Consider the following 19,944-nt stretch of genomic DNA (forward strand, 5'->3'; position numbering starts at 1 on the left):
GGCCTCCGCGTGACGGGCTGATGCTCTTTGCGGTGGTCCTCTCAGCGTCGGAGGCGGCCTTTCGACACGGCCCCCGGCTTTGCGCCGGGGTCCTGCTCAGGGCGAGGTCATTGGATAGAAATCAATCTCAGAGATTTCTGACCTCGTCCTGAGCAGCCCCGCAGGGGCGTGTCGAAGGGCTGTCCTCCGTCGAAGGGCCGCTGCCTCCCCCGCTCTCCGCACTCCCCGGATTCATCCCGGGGCGAGGCCTCCGCGTGACGGGCTGATGCTCTTTGCGGCGGTCCTCTCAGCGTTGGAGGCGGGCCTTCGACACGGCCCTCGGCTTTGCGCCGGGGTCCTGCTCAGGGCGAGGTCATTTCATCTGTTGCCAATTTTATTTACCTCGCCCTGAGCAGCCCCGCAGGGGCGTGTCGAAGGGCCGCCCTCTGTCGAAGGCTCACCCGGTCGTATAGCCGTTGTCCACATCCAAGGCCTTGGCCGCCGCGCTGCGTTCCGCCGGGTTGCCGTAGCCACCGCCGCCGGCGGTCTGCAGGCGGAAGATGTCGCCCTTCGCCGCCGGCACGCTGGAGACCTTGGACGGCAGATCCTCGGTCTCTCCGGTCGCCGCGCGGGTCACGGTCAGCCGGCCCGGCTGGCCCGGCTCACCACCGGCCAGGCCGTAGGGCGGGATCTTGAAGCGGTCCAGGTTCGCCGCGAACACCCCCGCCGGCGCCTCCAGCCGGTAGGCGCGGGCGAGGCCCAGCCCGCCGCGGGTGCGGCCCTTGCCGCCGCTGTCCGGGACCAGACCGTATTCCTGGAACTGGATTGGCAGGCTGTTCTCCAGCATCTCGATCGGCGCGTTGGAGATGTTGTGAAGGCCGCAGGAGAAGCCGCTGGCCCCGTCCTCGTCCGGATGGCCGCCCCAGCCGCCGCATTCCAGGTCGAAATAGACCTGCCGGCTGCCGTCCTCGTGGATGCAGTTCATCGAGGTGGCGTAGCTGACGCCGTAATAGGCCGCCGGGATCCGCCCCGGGATCGCCTGGTGGAAGGCGCCCATCACCGCGTTCACCACCCGGTGGCCGACGGCCATGCGGTTGGCCACAGGGGCGGGGGCGCGGCAGTTCACCACCGTGCCCAGGGGGGCTTTCACCGTCGCCGGCCGGTAGCAGCCGGCATTGGCCGGGATCTCGGTGCCGAGCGACATCAGCACCCCGCACATGGCCGCCGAATAGGACATGGCCAGCGTGCAGTTCACCGGCCCCTTGGCCTGCGGGCTGGAGCCGGTCAGGTCGATCTCCATGCTGTCGCCCGTGACGGTCAGCTTGACCGCGATGCGGCGCTGGATGTCGCGGTCGATGCCGTCGTCGTCCAGGAAGTCCTCGAAGGTGTAGACCCCGTCCGGCACGTCGCGGATCATCGCCCGCATGGCGGCTTCCGACTGGTCCTGGATGCGGGCCATGGCGGCCGACAGCAGCTCCGGGCCGTAGCGCTTGACCACCCGCTTCAGGTTGGCCGTCCCGGTCTCGAGTGCGGCGAGCTGGGAGCCGAAATCGCCGCCCACATTGGCCGGCTCGCGGGTGTTGCGCAGCAGCAGCTTGACCACCGCCTCGTTGCGCTTGCCGCGCTCGGCGATCTTCAGCGGGGGAATGCGGAAGCCCTCCTGCTGGATCTCGGTGGCGCTGGGATCGTAGGAGCCGGCCGCCCCGCCGCCCACGTCGAGATGGTGGACCAGCACCCCGGCGATGGCGATGCGCTTGCCCTCGTGGAACACCGGCTTGAAGGTCTGGATGTCCGACAGGTGCTGGCCGCCGGCATAGGGGTCGTTGGTGATGATGATGTCGCCGTCCTCCCACTCCTCGATCGGAATGTGGTTGGCCAGGATCTCGGCCAGGCAGGAGGGCATGGAGTTCAGGTGCATCGGGATCGCGGTGGACTGGCCGACCGCACCGCCATCGGCGTCGAACACGCAGGTCGAATAGTCGAGCAGGTCGCGCACCACGGAGGACCGGCTGGTCCGCCAGATCGTCACCCCCATCTCTTCCGCCGCCGCCACCAGGGCGTTGCGGATGATCTCCACCTGGACGGGATCGAGCTCGGGCGCGCTCATGACGCCTCTCCTTCAGAAGTCAGGGCTGCAATGAGGGCACCGCTGGGGTGGACGGTGAGATGCCATCCGGGCGGGATCAGCAGGGTGGAATGGGCTTCCTCGATGATCGCCGGGCCGGCCAGCGCCGCGCCGGGGCCGAGCGTCTCGCGGTCGACGATGGCGGTCTCGCGGATCGCCCCGGCGAGCCGTACCGGACGCCTCGCCTTCACGGTGATCTCGCTGCCGCCCTCGAACGGCCGGGCCGCCGGCTTGCTCAGGCGCCCGGTGGCGGCCATGCGCAGGGTGACGATCTCCGGCGTCACATGGCGTTCGGCATGGGCGTACTGCTTGTCATGGGCGTCGTGGAAGGCGGTCACCGTCGCCGCCAGGTCGCCGTCGAAGGGCACGCCGATCTCATAGGCCTGGCCCGGATAGCGCAGGTCCAGGGTGACGGGATAGGAGCGCGCGTCGTCGGGAATGCCGTCGCGGGCCAGCGCCTCCTGGCCGTCGGCCTTCATCTCGGCGATCAGGCCTTCGACCTCGCCCAGGTTCGCAGCCTCCGCCTTCATCAGGCGGGAGCGGGCGATGTCGTGCACCACGTCGCTGAACAGCATGCCCCAGGCGCTGAGCGTGCCGGGATCGCGCGGGAAGACCACGCGGGTGGCGCCGATCTCCGCCGCCGTGTCGCAGGCATGCAGCCCGCCGGCGCCGCCGAAGGAGATCAGGGCGAAATCGGTCGGGTCGAGCCCCTTCTCGAACAGGGACAGCCGGATGGCCGAGGCCATGTGGGTGGTGGCGATGGCGACGATGCCGTCCGCCGCCGGCCCGTCCTCCAGGCCGAGCGGCTGGGCCACCTTTTCCGACAGCGCCTTGCGGGCGCCGTCCACGTCCAAGGTCATCGCCCCGCCGAGGAAGAAGTCCGGATCGATCCGCCCCAGCGCCACATTGGCGTCGGTCACCGCCGGCTGCTCGCCGCCGCGGCCGTAGCTGACCGGGCCCGGGGTGGCACCCGCGCTCTCCGGGCCGACATAGAGCCGGCCGGTCTCGTCCACCCGGGCGATAGAGCCGCCGCCGGCGCCGATGGTGCGGATCTCGATCATCGGCAGGCGCACCGGCAGCCCGTCGACCTTGCCCTCGGTCACCAGCCGGATGGCGCCGTTGTCGACGATGGACACGTCATAGGAGGTGCCGCCCATATCGACGGCGATCAGGTTGCCGATGCCGAGCTCGGCCGACAGCACCTCGGCCGCGCGCGCGCCTCCAGCGGGGCCGGACAGCAGCAGCCGGGCCGGCTGCTCGCCGGCGGTCTCCGGCGTGGTCACGCCGCCGTTCGACTGCACCAGATAGACCGGGGCGGTGATGCCGGTATCGGACAGACGGCCGCGCAGCTTCGACAGGTAGGTCTTCACCACCGGCATCAGCAGGGCGTTCAACACCGTGGTGGAGGCCCGCTCGAACTCGCGGATCTCCGGGCTGACCGCGTGGGAGCAGGAGACATAGGCGTCCGGCAGCTCCTCCTGCACGATGCGGGCGGCTTCCAGCTCGTGTTCCGGATTGGCATAGGCGTGCAGCAGGCAGATGGCGATGGCCTTCGCACCGGCCTCGGCCGCCTTGCGGGCGGCGGCGCGCACACTCTCGGCATCGAGCTTGCGTTCCACCGAGCCGTCGGCCCGCAGCCGCTCGCCGATCGGATAGCGCCGGGATCGGGGGATCAGCAGGGCGCGTTCCTCGGCCTTGTTGGCGTAGACCACGCTGCGGAAATGCCGGCCGATCTCCAGCACGTCGGTGAAGCCCTCGGTCATCAGCAGCGCGCCGGCCGGCAGCTTGCGCTCCAGCACCGCGTTGGTGGCGATGGTGGTGCCGTGCATGATCGCCCGGATGTCGGACAGGGCGAATCCCAGCCGCCGGGACGCCTCCACGATGCCGGTGATCAGCCCCTCCGACGGATCGGCCGGGGTGGTCGGCACCTTGTGGGCGTCGGCGGTGCCGCTCTCCTCGTTCAGGATCTGCAAATCGGTGAAGGTGCCGCCGATATCGACGGCGATGCGGATGGCGGCCACGAGGGATCCTTCAGGTGAGGCGAGGCGGGAGCGGTCATGACAGAGGGCGGGCCGCGCGGCGTCAAGACGCGATCTTGGCAGGGTCTACCGCTGCGCCTAGTCTGCCCGCATTCTAGTCAGGAGCCTTCCATGCCGATCATCAACCGCATCGCCGACTTCCACGAGGACATGACCGAGTGGCGGCGCGAAATGCACGCCCATCCCGAGACCGCCTTCGAGGAGGTCTGGACCTCCGATTTCATCGCCAAGCGGCTTGAGGAAATCGGCGTCGACCATATCGAGCGCGGGCTGGCGAAGACCGGCATCGTCGCGACGATCAAGGGGAATGGCGGCGAGGGCGGCCGGATCGGCATCCGCGCGGATTTCGACGCGCTCGACATCATCGAGGCGACGGGCAAGCCCTGGGCCTCCACCATTCCCGGCAAGATGCATGGCTGCGGCCATGACGGCCACACCGCGATCCTGCTGGGGGCGGCGCGCTATCTGGCGGAGACCCGCAACTTCTCCGGCGAGGTCGTGCTGATCTTTCAGCCGGCCGAGGAGAACGTCGCCGGCGGCCGGGTGATGGTCGAGGAGGACGGGCTGTTCGAGAAGTATCCGGTCGACGCGGTCTACGGCATGCACAACCGGCCGGGCCTGCCCGTGGGCAAGATCTGCATGCGCCCCGGACCGTCCATGGCGGGGGCGGACATGTTCGAGATCTTCATCCACGGCTATGGCGGCCATGCCGCGCGGCCGCACAAGACCATCGACCCGATCATCGTGCAGGCGCAGATCGTGCTGGCGCTGCAGTCCATCGTCAGCCGCTCCACCGACCCGCTGGACAGCGCGGTGCTGTCGGTGACCCAGGTCTCCGGCGGGCATACCGGCAACGTGGTGCCGGATCTGGTCTACCTGCAGGGCACCGTGCGGACCTTCCGTCCGGAGGTCCAGGACATGGTGGAAGCCAAGATGAAGAAGCTCTGCACGGCGATCGCCGAGGGCTTCGACTGCACCGTGGAGGTGAAGTACGACCGCCGCTATCCGGCCCTGGTCAACGACCCGGTGCATATCGAGAAGGCGGCCGCCATTGCCCGCGAGCTGGTCGGCGAGGAGAACGTCGACACCGACGCCGAGCCGGTGATGGGGGCGGAGGACTTCGCCTACATGCTGCAGCACCGTCCGGGCTGCTACATCAACCTCGGCAACGGGGTCGGCGAGGATGGCGGGGTGAACGTCCACAACCCGGCCTACGACTTCAACGACGCGGCGCTGCCGTACGGGGCGTCCTATTGGGCGCTGCTGGTGGAGAAGCTGCTGCCCAAGGCGGCGTAAGCGCTGGCCCTTCGACACGCCCCGGCCTACGAGCAGGGGCTGCTCAGGGCGAGGACCAATTTTCTCCCTATCCGTCATCCCGGACGCTCCCGGACCTGATCCGGGGGCGGGCCGGGACCCTGTGTTCGGCGGCTGGGTCCCGGCCGACCCCCGGGTCAAGCCCGGTGCTCGCCGGGATGACGGGGGAGAGTGGTCGCATCGCTGCGCAATTCGCCCTGTACGGGAGGAAGCCGTTCGGGGTTAAGGTTCGTGCCAAGAGACCAACGGCTCCGGACGCGCCCCCGCGCCCACCGGAGCGGCATGAACGGGAGGACGTGCATGGCGAAGGCATTCGCGAGCCAGGGCGATCTTGGCGAAAAGAAAATCAGCTTCACCGAGGTCGGCAAGGATCTCTGGGCCTTCACCGCCGAGGGCGACCCGAATTCGGGCGTCATCATCGGCGACGACAGCGTCATGATCGTCGAGGCCCAGGCCACCCCGCGCCTGGCCGAGATGGTCATCGCCAAGGTCCGCGAAGTCACCGACAAGCCGATCACCCATGTGGTGCTCACCCACTACCACGCGGTCCGCGTGCTCGGCGCCAGCGCCTTCGGCGACGTGCAGGTCATCATGTCGGACAAGGCCCGCGCCATGGTGGTCGAGCGCGGCCAGGAGGATTGGGACAGCGAGTTCCAGCGCTTCCCCCGCCTGTTCGAGGGCCATGAGAGCATCCCCGGCCTGACCTGGCCGACCACCACCTTCTCGGATTCGATGACCGTCTATCTCGGCAACCGCAAGGTCGAGATCAAGCAGATCGGCCGCGCCCATACCGCCGGCGACGCGGTAATCTGGGTGCCCGACGAGCAGGTCATGTTCACCGGCGACATCGTCGAGTACCACTCCGCCTGCTACTGCGGCGACGGGCATTTCGAGGATTGGGGCGGCACGCTCGACGCGGTGAAGGCCTACAACCCGCATTCCATCGCGCCGGGCCGCGGCGACGCCCTGGTCGGGGTCGAGCGGGTCGATGCCGGGCTGGAGGCGACCCGCGACTTCGTGGAGAGCACCTACCGCCCGGCCCAGAAGGTGGCGGCCCGCGGCGGCTCCCTGAAGGACGCCTGGGACGCCGTGCGCGACGCCTGCGACGCCAAGTTCAAGGACTACGCGATCTACGAGCACTGTCTGCCGTTCAACGTCGCCCGCGCCTACGACGAGGCCCGCGGCATCGACACCCCCCGCATCTGGACCGCCCAGCGCGACCTGGACATGTGGGAGGCGCTGCAGGGGTAGGGTTTCCACTATCCATCCCCCCACCGACTTCCTGGACGGCTCCCCGGATCCAATCCGGGGGCCGATCCAGGATCCTGGGACAGGCGTCGGAACACGATCCTGGATGGCGCCCCGGATCGGGTCCGGGGACGCCTCCAGGAAGTCGGATAAAGAGGGGAAGGGGAGAGGAAGCGGCGCCTTCAGGAAGTCGGACAAAGGTGGGAAGGGGAGAGGAAGGGGGCCGCCGCACGCGCTGCATGCTGAGTTCCCGCCCCTTCCCTAACCGACTTCCTGGACGACCTCCGGGCCCCGCCCCGGAGATCGATCCAGGACCCTGGGACGGGCGCCGGACCGCGATCCTGGATGGCGCCCCGGACCGGGTCCGGGGACGCCTCCAGGAAGTCGGATACGGGTAGGATCACAAGAGGGAAAGGGTGGAGAGGAAGGGGATCGATGCTTCAGGATCGCTACACGCTCGCCTTCCGGGAGTACCCTTACGGTCGCTGCGCCGATCAGGAGGCGTGGGAAACCCGGGCCGAGCCCGTCCGCCATCCGGTGGTGATCGTCGGCGGCGGGCCGGTGGGGATGACCGCGGCCCTCGACCTCGGACTGAAGGGCGTGCCGGTGCTGGTGCTCGACGACCACGAGGGCATCGGCATGGGCAGCCGGGCGATCTGCATCGCCAAGCGCAGCCTGGAGATCGCCGACCGCCTCGGCTGCGGCGCCGAGCTGGTCGACCGCGGTGTGGTGTGGAACCTGGGCAAGGTGTTCCACCGCGACCGCAAGGTCTTCGAGTTCAACCTGCTGCCCGAGGCCGGCCACCGCTATCCGGCCTTCATCAACCTGCAGCAGCCGTATTTCGAAAAGGCCCTGGTCGACCGCCTCCGCCTCGCTCAGGCGCAGGGCGCGCCGGTGGAGATCCGCGGCCGCAACCGGGTCGAGGGCGTGGCGCCCGGCAAAGACGGCGCGCGCCTGGAGGTGCTGACCCCCGACGGACCGTACAGCATCGACGCCGACTGGGTGATCGCCTGCGACGGCGCGGCCTCGCCGGTGCGATCCGCGCTCGGTCTCGGCTTCGAGGGGCGGGTGTTCGAGGACAGTTTCCTCATTGCCGATGTGAAGATGGACGCCCCGTTCCCGACCGAGCGGCGCTTCTGGTTCGACCCGCCGTTCAAGTCCGGCGCCTCGGCCCTGCTGCACCGGCAGCCGGACAATGTCTGGCGGCTCGACTTCCAGATCGGTTGGCATGTGGACCGCGAGACGGAACTGCGCGACGAGAATGTGCGCGCCCGGATCGACGAAATGCTCGGCCCGGACATCGCCTACGAGGTCGTCTGGAAATCGATCTACACCTTCCAGTGCCGGCGGATGACCCGCTTCCGCCACGGCCGCGTCCTGTTCGCCGGCGACAGCGCCCATCAGGTCTCGCCCTTCGGGGCGCGCGGGGCGAATTCCGGGGTGCAGGACGTGGACAACCTCGCCTGGAAGCTCAAGCTGGTGCTGGAGGGGAGGGCGCCCGACAGCCTGCTCGACAGCTACGCGGCCGAGCGGGAGGCGGCGGCCGACGAGAACATTCTCAATTCCACCCGCGCCACCGACTTCATCACCCCGAAATCGCAGACGTCCAAGCTGTTCCGCGATGCCGTGCTGGAGCTGAGCGGCCGCTATCCCTTCGCCCGGCCGCTGGTGAATTCCGGACGGCTCTCGGTGCCCTGTAGCTATGACGGCTCGGCCCTGAACGGCGAGGACGCGCTGCCCGGCGGTCCGGCGCGCAGCCGTCCGGGCAGCCCTTGTCCGGACGTGCCGCTGGGAGACGGGTTCCTGCTCGACCGGCTCGACGGCCGCTTCCACCTGCTGACCGTGGACGCCGAGGCGCCGGACACCCTGGAGGAGGGCGGAGTCGCGGTCGCTCGGCTTGCCCTCTCCGCGTCCGACGATCCGAGCGGGGCGCTGGCCGCGCGCTATCTGGGCGAGGCCGGTGCGGCGGTCTACCTGATCCGGCCGGACCAGCATGTGGCCGCCCGCTGGCCCGCCTATGACGCGCGTGCGGTGCGGCTGGCGCTGCGCCGGGCAATCGGGAGAGACTGACCCATGGCCGAGTTGATCCTCACCCCGAACATCGATCGGCCGGACGATTTCTACGCCGCCCTCATCGCCGCCCATGACGGGCTGAGCAAGGAGGAGAGCGATGCGCTGAACGCCCGGCTGATCCTGATCCTGGCCAACCATATCGGCGACGGGGAGGCCCTGTCTCAGGCCCTGGTCGCCGCCCGACTGCAAGAGGAACCCTCAGAATGACCCGCCTGAACGCCACCCACGATCCCGCCCGCAAGAGCTGGGTGGAAAGCGCCAACGCCCCCGGTGCGGATTTTCCGATCCAGAACCTGCCCTTCGGCGTGTTCTCGCAAGGCGACGGACCCAAGCGGGTGGGGGTGGCGATCGGCGACCGGATCCTCGACCTGACGGCGCTGGAAGCGGCGGGAACGCTGGTGCCGGCGCCGGGCGGGACGGTGTTCGGCGACGGGGTGCTGAACCCGTTCATGGCGCTGCCGCAGGAGGTCTGGTCGCAGACCCGGGCGCGGATCGCCGAGCTGCTGGACGCCGAGAGCGGCGGGCCGGACGGGCTGGTGCTGGTGGCCTGGGCGGACGCCACGATGCATCTGCCGATCTTCGTGCGCAGCTTCACCGACTTCTACGCCTCGCGCGAGCATGCCAGCAACGTGGGCAGCATGTTCCGAGGGCCGGACAACGCGCTGATGCCGAACTGGCTGCACCTGCCGGTCGGGTATAACGGCCGCGCCTCCACGGTAGTGGTCTCGGGCACGGCGATCCGCCGGCCGAACGGCCAGCTCAAGGCGCCGGATGCCGACGCGCCGAGCTTCGGGCCGTGCCGGCGGCTGGATATCGAGCTGGAGATGGGGGCCATCGTCGGCACGCCGAGTGCCATGGGCCAGCCGGTCACCACTGCGCAGGCCTATGACATGATTTTCGGCTATGTGCTGCTGAACGACTGGTCGGCGCGTGACATCCAGGTCTGGGAGTACCAGCCGCTCGGCCCGTTCCAGGCCAAGGCCTTCGCCACCAGTATCAGCCCCTGGGTGGTGACGCGGGAGGCGCTGGAGCCGTTCCGGGTGTCGACACCGGAGCGCATCAAGCCGCTGCTGCCGTACCTGGAGGAGGGGAGCCCGAACAATTTCGGCATCTCCCTGGAGGTCGACATGGCGCCGTCGGGCGGCGCGGCGAAGACCATCAGCCGGACCAACTACCGGCACATGTACTTCTCCTCGGCCCAGCAGCTCGCCCATCACAGCGCGTCGGGCTGTGCCATGTGCACCGGCGATCTGCTCGGCTCCGGCACGGTGTCGGGGAGTACGCCGGACAGTCTCGGCTCGCTGCTGGAGATCACCTGGAACGGCCGCGACCCGATCGACCTGGGCGGGGTGTCGCGGACCTTCATCGAGGACGGCGACACGCTGACCCTGCGCGGCTGGTGCGAGGGGGCGTACCGGGTCGGCTTCGGGGACTGTGCGGGGACAGTGTTACCGGCGGTGGGGTATCCGGGGAAGGGGTAGTCGTGGGCGGCAAATCCCCTAACCCGACTTCCTGGACAAGCTCCGGGCGCCGACCCGGAGATTGATCCAGGACCGAGCCCCGCCGTCGATCACAGGATCCTGGATCGCCCTCCACCCCCGGCTCGGCGCCGGGGCCGGAGACCGTCCAGGAAGTCGGATGTTTATGGGGGGTATTGGATCGGTTTCGAGGAGTGTGATGCCGGCGGTGGCGTATCCGGGGAACGGATGGCGGCAACCGACCGTTTCGTCCAATATCGCTGCCCACACAAATCCCACTTCCTGGACAAACTCCGGGCTCCGCCCCGGAGGTTGATCCAGGACCGTGCCCCGCCGTCGATCACAGGATCCTGGATCGACCTCCACCCCCGGCTAGGCACCGGGGCCGGAGATCGTCCAGGAAGTCGGTTAGGGGAAATGGGGAACTACCGCCCCTGTGCCAACAGCCCCTCCACCAGCGCCGCCCACTCTTCCCCCAGATCCCCCTTGGTATGCGGTTTCCCCGCGCGCCTGAACCAGTAGCCGGCGTTCATTTCGTCGCCTTCCACCCGGTGCAGATGGGCGTGGACCCAGGCGGCGTCGGCGCCGTCATCGGCCTGCACCGTCTCGTGCGCCGCTTCCCAGTCGCCCTTGCCCTGGTGCCACAACCCGAGTAGGGCCGGGCTCAACCCGGCGGGCGGGGCCGGGGCGTCCAGGGATCGGCGGAACTCGTCCAGGGTCATGGCGTCCTCCTTTGCGCGCGCCGGCCGGTCACTGTCCGCGGCGCACCGCGTCGATGGCGACGTTCGGATAGTCGGTGATGATGCCGTCCACGCCCATCTCCGCCAACTCCTTCATCTGGGCGGCGTCGTTCACCGTCCAGACATGCACCTCGATCCCCAGCGCCTGCGCCTCCTTCACCTCCTCGGCGGTGACGTCGCGGTAATAGGGGGACCAGATATCGCCCTTCAGCGAGGCGATGGCGCGGGGCACCGAGCCGCCGACATCGTCGATGTCGAGCCCGCCCAGCCAGGGCGAGGCGCCCGGCCGTCCGGCCTGCACGTTGTTCAGCCAGTTGCGCTCCGCCGTCAGGTAGGAGGTCCGGATCTCCGGCGCGATGCGTTTGACCACCGCCAGGGTGCGCCAGTCGAAGCTCTGGACGATCGCCCGATCCGCCACCCCGGCGTCGCGGATCACGGCGACCACCGCCTTGGCGAAGGTCTCCGGGTCCGCGGTGTCGTCCGGCTTGAGGGGGGACAGCTTGGTCTCGATGTTGAAGCGCAGCCCGGGCGCGCCTTCCGCCGTCGCCAGGCTCAGCACCTCGGCCAGAGTCGGCACCGGCGTGCCGTCCACCGGGGTCTGGTCGGGGAAGCGCTCCGCCGTCTTGCTGCCCGGCCGGATCCGGCCGACATCGGCACCCTGCAGCTCGGCATGGGTCATGGCCCGCACCAGCATCGGCGCGTCGATCCAGGCGCCGCCGATCCGGGTGAGGTCGGGCGACAGGCCGGTGTCGTGCAGCACGACCACCACCCCGTCGGAGGTCATCCCGGTATCCAGCTCCAGAATGTCGACGCCCAGCGCGATCGCCTCGCGGAAGGCGGGCAGGGTGTTCTCCGGCAGCAGGCCGCGCGCGCCGCGGTGTCCGTGAATGTCGATGGCGAGCGCGGGGGCCGCCGACAGGCCGGCGAGGACGGTCACAAGGGCGAGGGAGCGGCGCATGGGATTGTTCCTTCTCTGGGATCGGCCTTCGTCATTCAGTGGCGATTATCCGTTATCTGGCAAGCACGTAACCGGATGGTCATGAAAGTGTCATGTTGCCGTAATTGTCTCTAAGATATGCCTGCGGCGTGCCGAGTTCCTGCTGTGCATCCGGGGCCCCACCGCTTTCGCGACCCCCGTCCCGCCAGCTCGGCATTGGCTATGTCGCCAATGAAAAGCAACCTCACCCGGGGGAAGAGCATGTTCAACTCCAAGATGATCATCGCCGGCATGGCGGGCGCCTTCGCGCTGTCCATGGCGAGCGAGGCGATCGCCGCCACCGAAATCCAGTGGTGGCACGCCATGGGCGGCCGCAACGGCGAGCTCGTGAACGAGATGGCCGAGGGCTACAACGCCTCGCAGTCCGAGTTCAAGGTGGTGCCGGTCTACAAGGGCACCTACACCGAGACCATGACGGCGGCCATCGCGGCGTTCCGCGCCAAGCAGCAGCCGCACATCGTGCAGGTGTTCGAGGTCGGCACGGCGACGATGATGGCGGCCGAAGGCGCCGTCTATCCGGTCTACAAGCTGATGGAAGACACCAACACGCCGTTCAATCAGGACGACTACCTGCCGGCCGTGGTCAGCTACTACACCACGCCGGACAACAAGCTGCTGTCCCTGCCGTTCAACAGCTCCACGCCGGTCATGTGGTACAACAAGGACGCGCTGGAAAAGGCCGGCGTGACCGAGGTGCCGTCGACCTGGACCGAGGTGTTCGACGCCTCGCAGAAGCTGGTCGACAGCGGCATGAAGTGCGGCTTCAGCTTCGGCTGGCAGTCCTGGGTGATGGTCGAGAACTTCTCGGCCTGGCACAACATCCCGATGGGCACCAAGGAGAACGGCTTCGCCGGTCTCGACACCGAGTTCGTGTTCAATAACGACAACGTCGTGAACACCCTGCAGAAGATCGCCGACAGCAGCGAGAAGAAGCTGTTCCAGTACGGCGGCCGGCGCGGCGAGAGCCTGCCGATGTTCACCAACGGCGAATGCGGCATGTGGATGAACTCCTCGGCCTATTACGGCTCGATGGTTCAGCAGGCCAAGTTCACCTTCGACCAGACCATGCTGCCGCTGAACACCGACGTGGCCGACAAGGCGCAGAACTCGATCATCGGCGGCGCCACCCTGTGGGTGCTGCAGGGCAAGCCGGCGGCCGAGTACAAGGGCGTGGCGGAGTTCTTCAACTACATCTCTTCGCCGGAGGTGCAGGCCCGCTGGCACCAGGAGACCGGCTACGTGCCGATCACCACGGCCGCCTACGAGCTGTCCAAGAAGCAGGGCTTCTACGACAAGAACCCGGGCACCGACACGGCGATCAAGCAGCTCAGCCTGAACACGCCGACCCCGAACTCCAAGGGCATCCGCTTCGGCAACTTCGTGCAGGTCCGCGACGTGATCAACGAGGAGATGGAAGCGCTCTGGGCCGGTCAGAAGACCGCCAAGGAGGCCATGGACACCGCGGTGGAACGTGGCAACGCGCTGCTCCGCAAGTTCGAGAAGGCCAACGACTGACCGTCGGTCCTGGCCGCACGCCTCGGCGTGCCTGAACACAACGGGGGGCCGGCGCCGCGCGTGCCGGCCTCGCCTTACGCCTCGGGGGTGAGATTTGATCAAGCGGGTGACGTTCCGGAACCTGTGGCTGCCCTACCTGCTGCTGCTGCCACAGCTCGCGGTGACACTGATCTTCTTCATCTGGCCGGCGGTGCAGGCCCTGTACCAGTCCCTGCTGGTGGAGGACGCCTTCGGCCTGTCGACGGAATTCGTCTGGTTCGAGAATTTCGAGGCCCTGTTCTCCGACCCGCTGTATCTCGACGCGTTCGTGAACACGGTGGTCTTCAGCTTCTCCGTCGCCTTCGCCTCGATGTCGCTGGCCCTGCTGCTGGCGGTGATGGCCGACCGCACGATCAAGGGGGCGACCGCCTACAAGACGCTGCTGATCTGGCCCTATGCCGTCGCCCCGGCCGTGGCCGGCGTGCTCTGGTTCTTCATGTTCAACCCGGTGGTCGGCATCAATGCCTATCTGCTGCGCGGCCTGGGCTATGACTGGAACCACTATCTCGACGGCGGCGATGCGATGATCCTGGTGGTCATCGCCGCCTCGTGGAAGCAGATCAGCTACAATTTCCTGTTTTTCCTCGCCGGCCTGCAGGCGATCCCGCGCTCGCTGATCGAGGCGGCGGCGATCGACGGCGCCGGTCCGTTCAAGCGGTTCTGGACGATCATCTTCCCGCTGCTGTCGCCGACCACGTTCTTCCTTCTGGTGGTCAACGTGGTCTACGCCTTCTTCGACACCTTCGGCATCATCCACGCCACGACCGAGGGCGGCCCGGCGGGCGCCACTCAGATCCTGGTCTACAAGGTTTTCAGCGACGGGTTCATCGGCCTCGATCTCGGCGGCTCGGCCGCCCAGTCGGTGGTGCTGATGGCCATCGTGATCAGCCTGACCGTGGTGCAGTTCCGCTATATCGAGCGGAGGGTCGAGTACTGATGGTCGAGAACCGCCCTTACCTGACGATCCTCTCCCATCTGGTGGTGATCCTGGGGATCGTCGTCACGGTGATGCCGATCTGGATCACCTTCGTCGCCTCGACCCATCCGATCGAGCACATCATGGACGGCACGATCCCGATGTGGCCGGGGACCAAGTTCTTCGAGAACTACGCCACGGTGCTCGGCGCCGGCGTCGCCGATGCCGGCGGCATTCCGGTCGGCATGATGCTGTTCAACAGCCTGATCATGGCGCTGTCGATCGCCATCGGGAAGATCGCCATCTCGCTGATCGCCGCCTACGCGATCGTGTATTTCGACTTCCCGTTCCGCATGGCCTGCTTCTGGCTGATCTTCATCACCCTGATGCTGCCGGTGGAGGTCCGCATCCTGCCGACCTTCGCGGTGGTGGCCAATCTCGGGCTGCTGAACTCCTATGTCGGGCTCAGCCTGCCGCTGATCGCCTCGGCGACGGCGACCTTCCTGTTCCGGCAGTTCTTCCTGACCGTGCCGGAGGAGCTGGCCGAGGCGGCGCGGATCGACGGGGCGGGGCCTTGGAAGTTCTTCAAGGACATCCTGCTGCCGCTGTCGCGCACCAACATCGCGGCGCTGTTCGTGATCCTCTTCATCTACGGCTGGAACCAGTATCTCTGGCCGCTGCTGGTGACCACCGACGAGTCCTTCTACACGGTCGTGATGGGCATTCAGCGCATGACCCAGGCGGCCGAATCCCTGCCGCTGTGGCACCTGGTCATGGCGACCACGATGCTGGCGATGGTGCCGCCGGTGATCGTCGTCGTGGTCATGCAGAAGCTGTTCGTCAAAGGCCTCGTCGAGACCGAAAAATAACGAGACCGAGAAATAAGGAGCGCCTGAGATGGCCGAACTGCACCTCAGCGGTGTTCAGAAGATCTATCCGAACGGCTACCACGCGATCCACGGGATCGACCTGGGCGTGGCCGACGGCGAGTTCATCGTGCTGGTCGGCCCGTCCGGCTGCGGCAAGTCTACGTTGCTGCGCATGGTCGCCGGGCTGGAGACCATCTCCGACGGGACGGTCGATATCGGCGGCCGGGTGGTCAACAACCTGGAGCCGGCGGACCGGGACATCGCCATGGTGTTCCAGAACTACGCGCTCTATCCGCATATGAAGGTCTACGACAACATGGCCTACGGCCTGCGCAACCGCGGCATGGCCAAGGACGAGATCGACCGGCGGGTGCGCGAGGCGGCCGGGATCCTGGAGCTGGAGCCGCTGCTCGACCGCCGGCCGAACCAGCTCTCCGGCGGCCAGCGCCAGCGCGTCGCCATGGGCCGGGCCATCGTGCGCGAACCCGCCGTCTTCCTGTTCGACGAGCCGCTGTCCAACCTCGACGCCAAGCTGCGGGTGCAGATGCGGGTGGAGATCAAGCGGCTGCAGCGCCGGCTCGGCATCACCAGCCTCTACGTGACCCACGACCAGGTGGAGGCCATGACTATGGCCGACCGGCTGGTGGTGATGAACGGCGGGCGGGCCGAGCAGATCGGCACGCCGATCGAACTCTACGACCGGCCGCTGACCACCTTCGTGGCGACCTTCATCGGCTCGCCGTCGATGAACCTGCTGGAGGGTACGGTGGCCGAAGGCGGGGCGTCGGTGGCGTTGGATTCCGGCGCGTCGATCAACCTGCCGGACCCGCGCCCGGACCTGGCCGGCCGGCCGGTCACCCTCGGCGTGCGGCCGGAGCACCTGACGCCGGCGGCCGACGGTACGGGCATGACCCTGCGGCTGGATCTGGTCGAGGCGCTGGGCGCCGACACGCTGCTGCACGGCCATCTGGATGGCGACGAGCGCCGGCTGGTGACGGTCCGCCTGTCCGGCCATTTCGCGCCGGGCCAGGACTCGGTGCAGGTGGCGGCGACGGATGCCGTGCATCTGTTCGACCGGGAGACCGGCGGGCGGATTTAGCACCTCCCCAACATTCATTCACTCCCCGGCCTTGTGCCGGGGCAAGGCCGGGGCTCTGGCAGGCGGAGACGTGATCGCGAGAGCGGCACCGCCCACCCCAGCGGATGGGATTGCCCCGGCACAAGGCCGGGGAGTGGATTGATAATGGGGTTTACCGCCTACGATTTCGGCGTCGTATCCAGCACGCCTTCCTTGGCCGGGACCAGATCGACCACGCCCACCGTCTCCAGCCCGCCGAGCACGGAGTCGACGGCGATGGTGGCGAGGATGATCCCCATGATCCGGCTGATGATGTTGGCGCCCGTCGCCCCGAGGATCGGCTTCAGCCGGGCCGCCATGAGCAGCAGGATCAGGGTGATCGCCATCACGATCAGCAGCAGCACCGCCGTCAGCCCCTGATCCAGCAGGCTGTTCTTGCTGTTGTCGGTCAGCACCACGATCGCCAGCATGGCGCCGGGCGAGGCGATGGAGGGGATCGCCAGGGGGAAGACCGCGTTGGCCAGATGGTCGCGCGCCGCCTCCTTGATCTCGCTCTGGGATTTCGGCTCGCCGAACACCATGGTCATGGCGAATAGGAACAGCACGATGCCGCCGGCGATCTGGAACGACCCCAGCCGCAGACCGAGCGCCTCCAGCAGGTACTGGCCGCCGAACAGGAAGGCCATCAGCACCAGCGTCGCGATCAGCACCGCGCGGATCGCGAAGGCCCGGTGCAGGCGCCGCGGCACCGAACTGGTGGCGTAGTAGAACACCGGCAGGGTGCCGATGGGGTCGACGACAACGAGGATGGTGATCAGCGCCCGGCCGAGATCGGGGAGGTCGATCGCGGAGATCATGGGGCGGGGGTCCCTGAGGTCAGCGGCGGCATGGCTATCGTCTCCGGGGTCGGCCGAGGGGCGGTGGATCGGGCAGGCGGCGGATCGAGCGTCACCTATCCTTACCCGCGATCCAGGCGAAAATCCGGAATAATCGGGCGAAATTCCGGCATTTCAGGCCGATTTTCCGCGATTTGCGCCCCGCCGGGCCGAACCGGCCGCGGCCGGTCAGTCCGCCCGGGTCGCCAGCAGCAGGTCGCGCGGCGCCGTGCCCGTGCCGGTCAGGGCGGTCTGCCGCAACTCCTGCGCCCGTGCAGTGCCGAGCAGCGGGGCGATCAGGGTGGCGAACTTGTCCGACAGCTTGGCCTCCTGGTCGTCCAGGTCGGTGGCCGGCACGCCCACGTCGTGGATCTCGTGCAGCACGCGCCCGTCGGTGAGTTCGACGACCACCTCGGCCTTGCTCGCCTCCGAACGGTCGATCTTCACCGGCTGCACCTCCACCCGGCGGCGCAGCTCGATGAGGTCCGGCTCGTTGGCGACCGCGTCGCTGAAGGTGTCGACCGCACCGGTGTTGCGCCCGGCGAGCGCCAGGGCCGCGGTGTGGCGCAGGCTGAACTTCACCTGCAGGCCGGTCTCCGGCTCGGGGATGTTGCACATCCGCAGGCTGCCCTCGCTGACCTTCAGGGTCACCTTCTTCACCTGCACGGGGTCGATGCCGTGGCGGGTGCGCAGGGTGCGGTTCGCCTCGATGGCGGAATGGGTCATGTAGCAGGCGGCGTGGAACTTGAAGAGGTTGCGCTCGATCAGAAACGGCGTGCCGGGGGTCCAGTCGATGTCGTAGGGTGCTGCGTCCGGTCCCTGGGTCTCCCAGAAGCCCTGGACGCATTCCAGGCCGTCCGGCCGCGAGGTGAAGCCCCGGGCGGCCCAGCGCGCCGCCTTGGTGCCGTTCTGCGCTGCCCGGCCGGCATGCAGCGGCTTGCCCATGGTCCCGAACTGCGACTTCAGGCCGGAAGCCAGGGTGGTGGCGAGGCCGAGGGCATGGGCCGTGCGCTCGGCGTCCAGGCCGAGCAGGTGGCAGACCCCGGCGGCCGCGCCGAAGGTGCCCATGGTGGCGGTGGCGTGCCAGCCCGTGTCGTAATGGCCGTCGCCGGTCATCTCGCCGATCCGGCAGGCGATCTCGTAGCCGATGACGAAGGAGCGCAGGGCCTGCTCCAGGCTGCGGCCCTCCACGATGGCGGCGGTCAGCACGGCCGGCATGACGGCGACGGTGGGATGGCCGTGCATGGTGCGGTTGACGTCGTCGAAATCCAGCGCGTGCCCGGCCGCCCCGTTGATCAGGATGGCGTCGGAGGGGCGCAGGGACTGGGACAGGCCGACCAGGGGGATGTCGCCCTCGCCGCCATCGGCCAGCGCCTCGTCCAGCAGGATGGCAACCAGCGGGTCGCCCGCGCCGGCGACGGTCACGCCGATCCAGTCCATCAGGCAGTGCCGGGCCCAGCGCAGGGCGCGGGCGTCGACGGCGCTGCCCGGTGTGGCGGCGATCCAGTCGGCGAGCGCCCGGGTCGGGGCGGTGGCGACGGGGTCCGTATCGGCGGCGTGGGTGCTGGCCATGGTCGAGGTCTCCCTGCGGCCCGGTTTGGGATCGAGGGCCTTGGCGAAAGTCTAGGGACGGGTTGTGGGATGGTCTAGCCGTCCCGGTTTTGCTGTAGTGACCGCAGCCGGCACCGACCTGTCGCTCAGACATCCGACCAACCAAGAAGCCGGCGGAGGAGACGCAAGAATGGGCAAGCTGGAAGGGCGCGTGGCCCTGATCTCGGGCGCTGCGCGCGGCATCGGCGCGCAGACCGCACGGCGGATGGTGGAGGAGGGGGCCAAGGTGGTCATCGGCGACGTGCGCGAGGATCTCGGCCGGGCGACGGCGCGAGAGATCGGCGCAGACGATGTCTGCCAGTTCGTCACCCTGGACGTCACCAGCCCGGAAAGCTGGCAGGCGGCGGTCGATCACGCGGTGGAGGCTTTTGGCCGGCTCGACATCCTGGTGAACAATGCCGGCGTCTTCATCGGCCGCAGCCTGGAGGAGATCGCGTTCGAGGAATGGCAGAAGCTGGTCGACGTCAATCTCACCGGCACCTTCCTCGGCACCCGGATCGCCGCCCCCGCCCTGCGCGAGGCGGCGAAGGACACGCCGCACGGCAGTGCCGTCATCAACGTCTCCTCCATCGCCGGCCTGGTCGGCTCCATGGTCGATCCGCTGTATTCGATGACCAAGGGCGGGGTGACGACCTTCACCAAGTCGGTGGCGCTGTATTTCGGCCGGCGGGGCGACCGCATCCGGGTCAACCAGATCCATCCCGGCGTGATCGAGACCGACATGGGCGACCAGACCTACACCGCCCGCGCCCGGGCGCTGGGCACCAACGACGTGGATGCCGCCAAGCAGGCCTCGCTGAACATGCACCCGATCGGCCGTCACGGCACGGCGGACGACATCGCCGGCGGCATCGTCTTCCTGGCCTCTGACGATGCGGGCTTCATGACCGGGTCGAGCCTGGTGGTCGATGGCGGCCTGACCGCCCAGTAAAGGCGGTCGCGTCACCAAGCCCGCGCCGTGTTTCGGCGCGGGTGATCTTTGCGTAAAAACGGAGTGAGCGCTGGCATTATGCGCCTTTTAGGCGAGCGCCGAATTCGCCGTCTCGTC

16 protein-coding genes are annotated in these 19,944 nt (G+C 68.2%); 10 read left to right on the forward strand and 6 right to left on the reverse strand.

Annotation, left to right across the window (positions count from 1 at the left end; all coding sequences use genetic code 11):
• Positions 1 to 436: 436 nt before the first annotated feature.
• Both T8K17_RS15005 and T8K17_RS15010 read right to left on the reverse strand, forming a co-directional pair.
• The gene (locus T8K17_RS15005; RefSeq protein ID WP_322330546.1) at positions 437 to 2,086 is read right to left on the reverse strand and encodes a hydantoinase B/oxoprolinase family protein; all 1,650 of its coding nucleotides are present in this window, start codon (positions 2,084 to 2,086) and stop codon (positions 437 to 439) included.
• Positions 2,083 to 4,125, reverse strand: coding sequence for a hydantoinase/oxoprolinase family protein (locus T8K17_RS15010; protein WP_322330547.1), 2,043 nt, complete (start codon positions 4,123 to 4,125; stop codon positions 2,083 to 2,085). Before T8K17_RS15010 ends, T8K17_RS15005 begins: the two co-directional genes overlap by 4 nt.
• A gap of 129 nt (positions 4,126 to 4,254) precedes the next feature.
• On the opposite strand from T8K17_RS15010, the gene T8K17_RS15015 reads away from it, so the two are divergent.
• The 5 genes from T8K17_RS15015 (at position 4,255) to fahA (ending at position 10,259) form a co-directional block, all read left to right on the forward strand.
• A complete protein-coding gene (locus tag T8K17_RS15015; protein WP_322330548.1) occupies positions 4,255 to 5,439 on the forward strand; it encodes a M20 aminoacylase family protein in 1,185 nt (394 codons plus the stop codon).
• A 318-nt stretch (positions 5,440 to 5,757) separates the two neighbouring features.
• Positions 5,758 to 6,708, forward strand: a complete 951-nt coding sequence (locus T8K17_RS15020; RefSeq protein ID WP_322330549.1) for an MBL fold metallo-hydrolase — start codon at positions 5,758 to 5,760, stop codon at positions 6,706 to 6,708.
• A 432-nt stretch (positions 6,709 to 7,140) separates the two neighbouring features.
• Positions 7,141 to 8,775 carry an FAD-dependent oxidoreductase gene (locus T8K17_RS15025; protein ID WP_322330550.1) on the forward strand — a complete coding sequence of 545 codons (1,635 nt, stop codon included), beginning with the start codon at positions 7,141 to 7,143 and terminating at the stop codon, positions 8,773 to 8,775.
• A 3-nt stretch (positions 8,776 to 8,778) separates the two neighbouring features.
• Positions 8,779 to 8,985, forward strand: coding sequence for a DUF2783 domain-containing protein (locus T8K17_RS15030; RefSeq protein ID WP_322330551.1), 207 nt, complete (start codon positions 8,779 to 8,781; stop codon positions 8,983 to 8,985).
• Positions 8,982 to 10,259, forward strand: a complete 1,278-nt coding sequence (gene fahA, locus T8K17_RS15035; RefSeq protein ID WP_322330552.1) for a fumarylacetoacetase — start codon at positions 8,982 to 8,984, stop codon at positions 10,257 to 10,259. Before T8K17_RS15030 ends, fahA begins: the two co-directional genes overlap by 4 nt.
• Positions 10,260 to 10,681: 422 nt before the next feature.
• On the opposite strand, the gene T8K17_RS15040 is transcribed toward fahA, so the two are convergent.
• On the reverse strand, positions 10,682 to 10,978 hold the full coding sequence (locus T8K17_RS15040) for a hypothetical protein (protein ID WP_322330553.1): 297 nt from the start codon (positions 10,976 to 10,978) through the stop codon (positions 10,682 to 10,684).
• Positions 10,979 to 11,006: 28 nt separating this feature from the next.
• Positions 11,007 to 11,954 carry a glycerophosphodiester phosphodiesterase gene (locus T8K17_RS15045; protein ID WP_322330554.1) on the reverse strand — a complete coding sequence of 316 codons (948 nt, stop codon included), beginning with the start codon at positions 11,952 to 11,954 and terminating at the stop codon, positions 11,007 to 11,009.
• A gap of 240 nt (positions 11,955 to 12,194) precedes the next feature.
• On the opposite strand from T8K17_RS15045, the gene ugpB reads away from it, so the two are divergent.
• The 4 genes from ugpB (at position 12,195) to T8K17_RS15065 (ending at position 16,431) form a co-directional block, all read left to right on the forward strand.
• A complete protein-coding gene (gene ugpB / locus T8K17_RS15050; protein WP_322330555.1) occupies positions 12,195 to 13,508 on the forward strand; it encodes a sn-glycerol-3-phosphate ABC transporter substrate-binding protein UgpB in 1,314 nt (437 codons plus the stop codon).
• Positions 13,509 to 13,602: 94 nt separating this feature from the next.
• Positions 13,603 to 14,484 (forward strand): sn-glycerol-3-phosphate ABC transporter permease UgpA, encoded by an 882-nt coding sequence (ugpA, locus tag T8K17_RS15055; RefSeq protein ID WP_322330556.1) that lies wholly within the window; start codon positions 13,603 to 13,605, stop codon positions 14,482 to 14,484.
• Positions 14,484 to 15,332, forward strand: a complete 849-nt coding sequence (ugpE, locus tag T8K17_RS15060; protein WP_322330557.1) for a sn-glycerol-3-phosphate ABC transporter permease UgpE — start codon at positions 14,484 to 14,486, stop codon at positions 15,330 to 15,332. The genes ugpA and ugpE overlap by 1 nt, the downstream gene beginning before the upstream one ends.
• 28 nt (positions 15,333 to 15,360) lie before the next feature.
• Positions 15,361 to 16,431, forward strand: coding sequence for a sn-glycerol-3-phosphate import ATP-binding protein UgpC (locus T8K17_RS15065; RefSeq protein WP_322330558.1), 1,071 nt, complete (start codon positions 15,361 to 15,363; stop codon positions 16,429 to 16,431).
• A 158-nt stretch (positions 16,432 to 16,589) separates the two neighbouring features.
• Here T8K17_RS15065 and T8K17_RS15070 read toward each other — a convergent pair whose 3' ends face one another.
• Both T8K17_RS15070 and T8K17_RS15075 read right to left on the reverse strand, forming a co-directional pair.
• Positions 16,590 to 17,267, reverse strand: coding sequence for a MarC family protein (locus T8K17_RS15070; RefSeq protein WP_322330559.1), 678 nt, complete (start codon positions 17,265 to 17,267; stop codon positions 16,590 to 16,592).
• A 207-nt stretch (positions 17,268 to 17,474) separates the two neighbouring features.
• Positions 17,475 to 18,857 carry an MmgE/PrpD family protein gene (locus tag T8K17_RS15075; RefSeq protein ID WP_322330560.1) on the reverse strand — a complete coding sequence of 461 codons (1,383 nt, stop codon included), beginning with the start codon at positions 18,855 to 18,857 and terminating at the stop codon, positions 17,475 to 17,477.
• Between the two features lie 169 nt (positions 18,858 to 19,026).
• Between T8K17_RS15075 and T8K17_RS15080 the strand changes: the two genes are divergently transcribed.
• Positions 19,027 to 19,827 carry a glucose 1-dehydrogenase gene (locus T8K17_RS15080; protein ID WP_322330561.1) on the forward strand — a complete coding sequence of 267 codons (801 nt, stop codon included), beginning with the start codon at positions 19,027 to 19,029 and terminating at the stop codon, positions 19,825 to 19,827.
• Positions 19,828 to 19,944: the final 117 nt, after the last annotated feature.

This window comes from Thalassobaculum sp. OXR-137 (assembly GCF_034377285.1).
Classification (GTDB): Bacteria; Pseudomonadota; Alphaproteobacteria; order Thalassobaculales; family Thalassobaculaceae; genus Thalassobaculum.

Coding starts and splice junctions, on each gene's coding strand:
- ugpE (WP_322330557.1), top strand. CDS start 14,484: ATGGTCGAGAACCGCCCTTACCTGACGATCCTCTCCCATCTGGTGGTG.
- T8K17_RS15015 (WP_322330548.1), top strand. CDS start 4,255: ATGCCGATCATCAACCGCATCGCCGACTTCCACGAGGACATGACCGAG.
- T8K17_RS15065 (WP_322330558.1), top strand. CDS start 15,361: ATGGCCGAACTGCACCTCAGCGGTGTTCAGAAGATCTATCCGAACGGC.
- T8K17_RS15030 (WP_322330551.1), top strand. CDS start 8,779: ATGGCCGAGTTGATCCTCACCCCGAACATCGATCGGCCGGACGATTTC.
- ugpB (WP_322330555.1), top strand. CDS start 12,195: ATGTTCAACTCCAAGATGATCATCGCCGGCATGGCGGGCGCCTTCGCG.
- T8K17_RS15075 (WP_322330560.1), bottom strand. CDS start 18,857: ATGGCCAGCACCCACGCCGCCGATACGGACCCCGTCGCCACCGCCCCG.
- T8K17_RS15040 (WP_322330553.1), bottom strand. CDS start 10,978: ATGACCCTGGACGAGTTCCGCCGATCCCTGGACGCCCCGGCCCCGCCC.
- T8K17_RS15025 (WP_322330550.1), top strand. CDS start 7,141: ATGCTTCAGGATCGCTACACGCTCGCCTTCCGGGAGTACCCTTACGGT.
- T8K17_RS15080 (WP_322330561.1), top strand. CDS start 19,027: ATGGGCAAGCTGGAAGGGCGCGTGGCCCTGATCTCGGGCGCTGCGCGC.
- T8K17_RS15020 (WP_322330549.1), top strand. CDS start 5,758: ATGGCGAAGGCATTCGCGAGCCAGGGCGATCTTGGCGAAAAGAAAATC.
- T8K17_RS15005 (WP_322330546.1), bottom strand. CDS start 2,086: ATGAGCGCGCCCGAGCTCGATCCCGTCCAGGTGGAGATCATCCGCAAC.
- T8K17_RS15045 (WP_322330554.1), bottom strand. CDS start 11,954: ATGCGCCGCTCCCTCGCCCTTGTGACCGTCCTCGCCGGCCTGTCGGCG.
- fahA (WP_322330552.1), top strand. CDS start 8,982: ATGACCCGCCTGAACGCCACCCACGATCCCGCCCGCAAGAGCTGGGTG.
- T8K17_RS15070 (WP_322330559.1), bottom strand. CDS start 17,267: ATGATCTCCGCGATCGACCTCCCCGATCTCGGCCGGGCGCTGATCACC.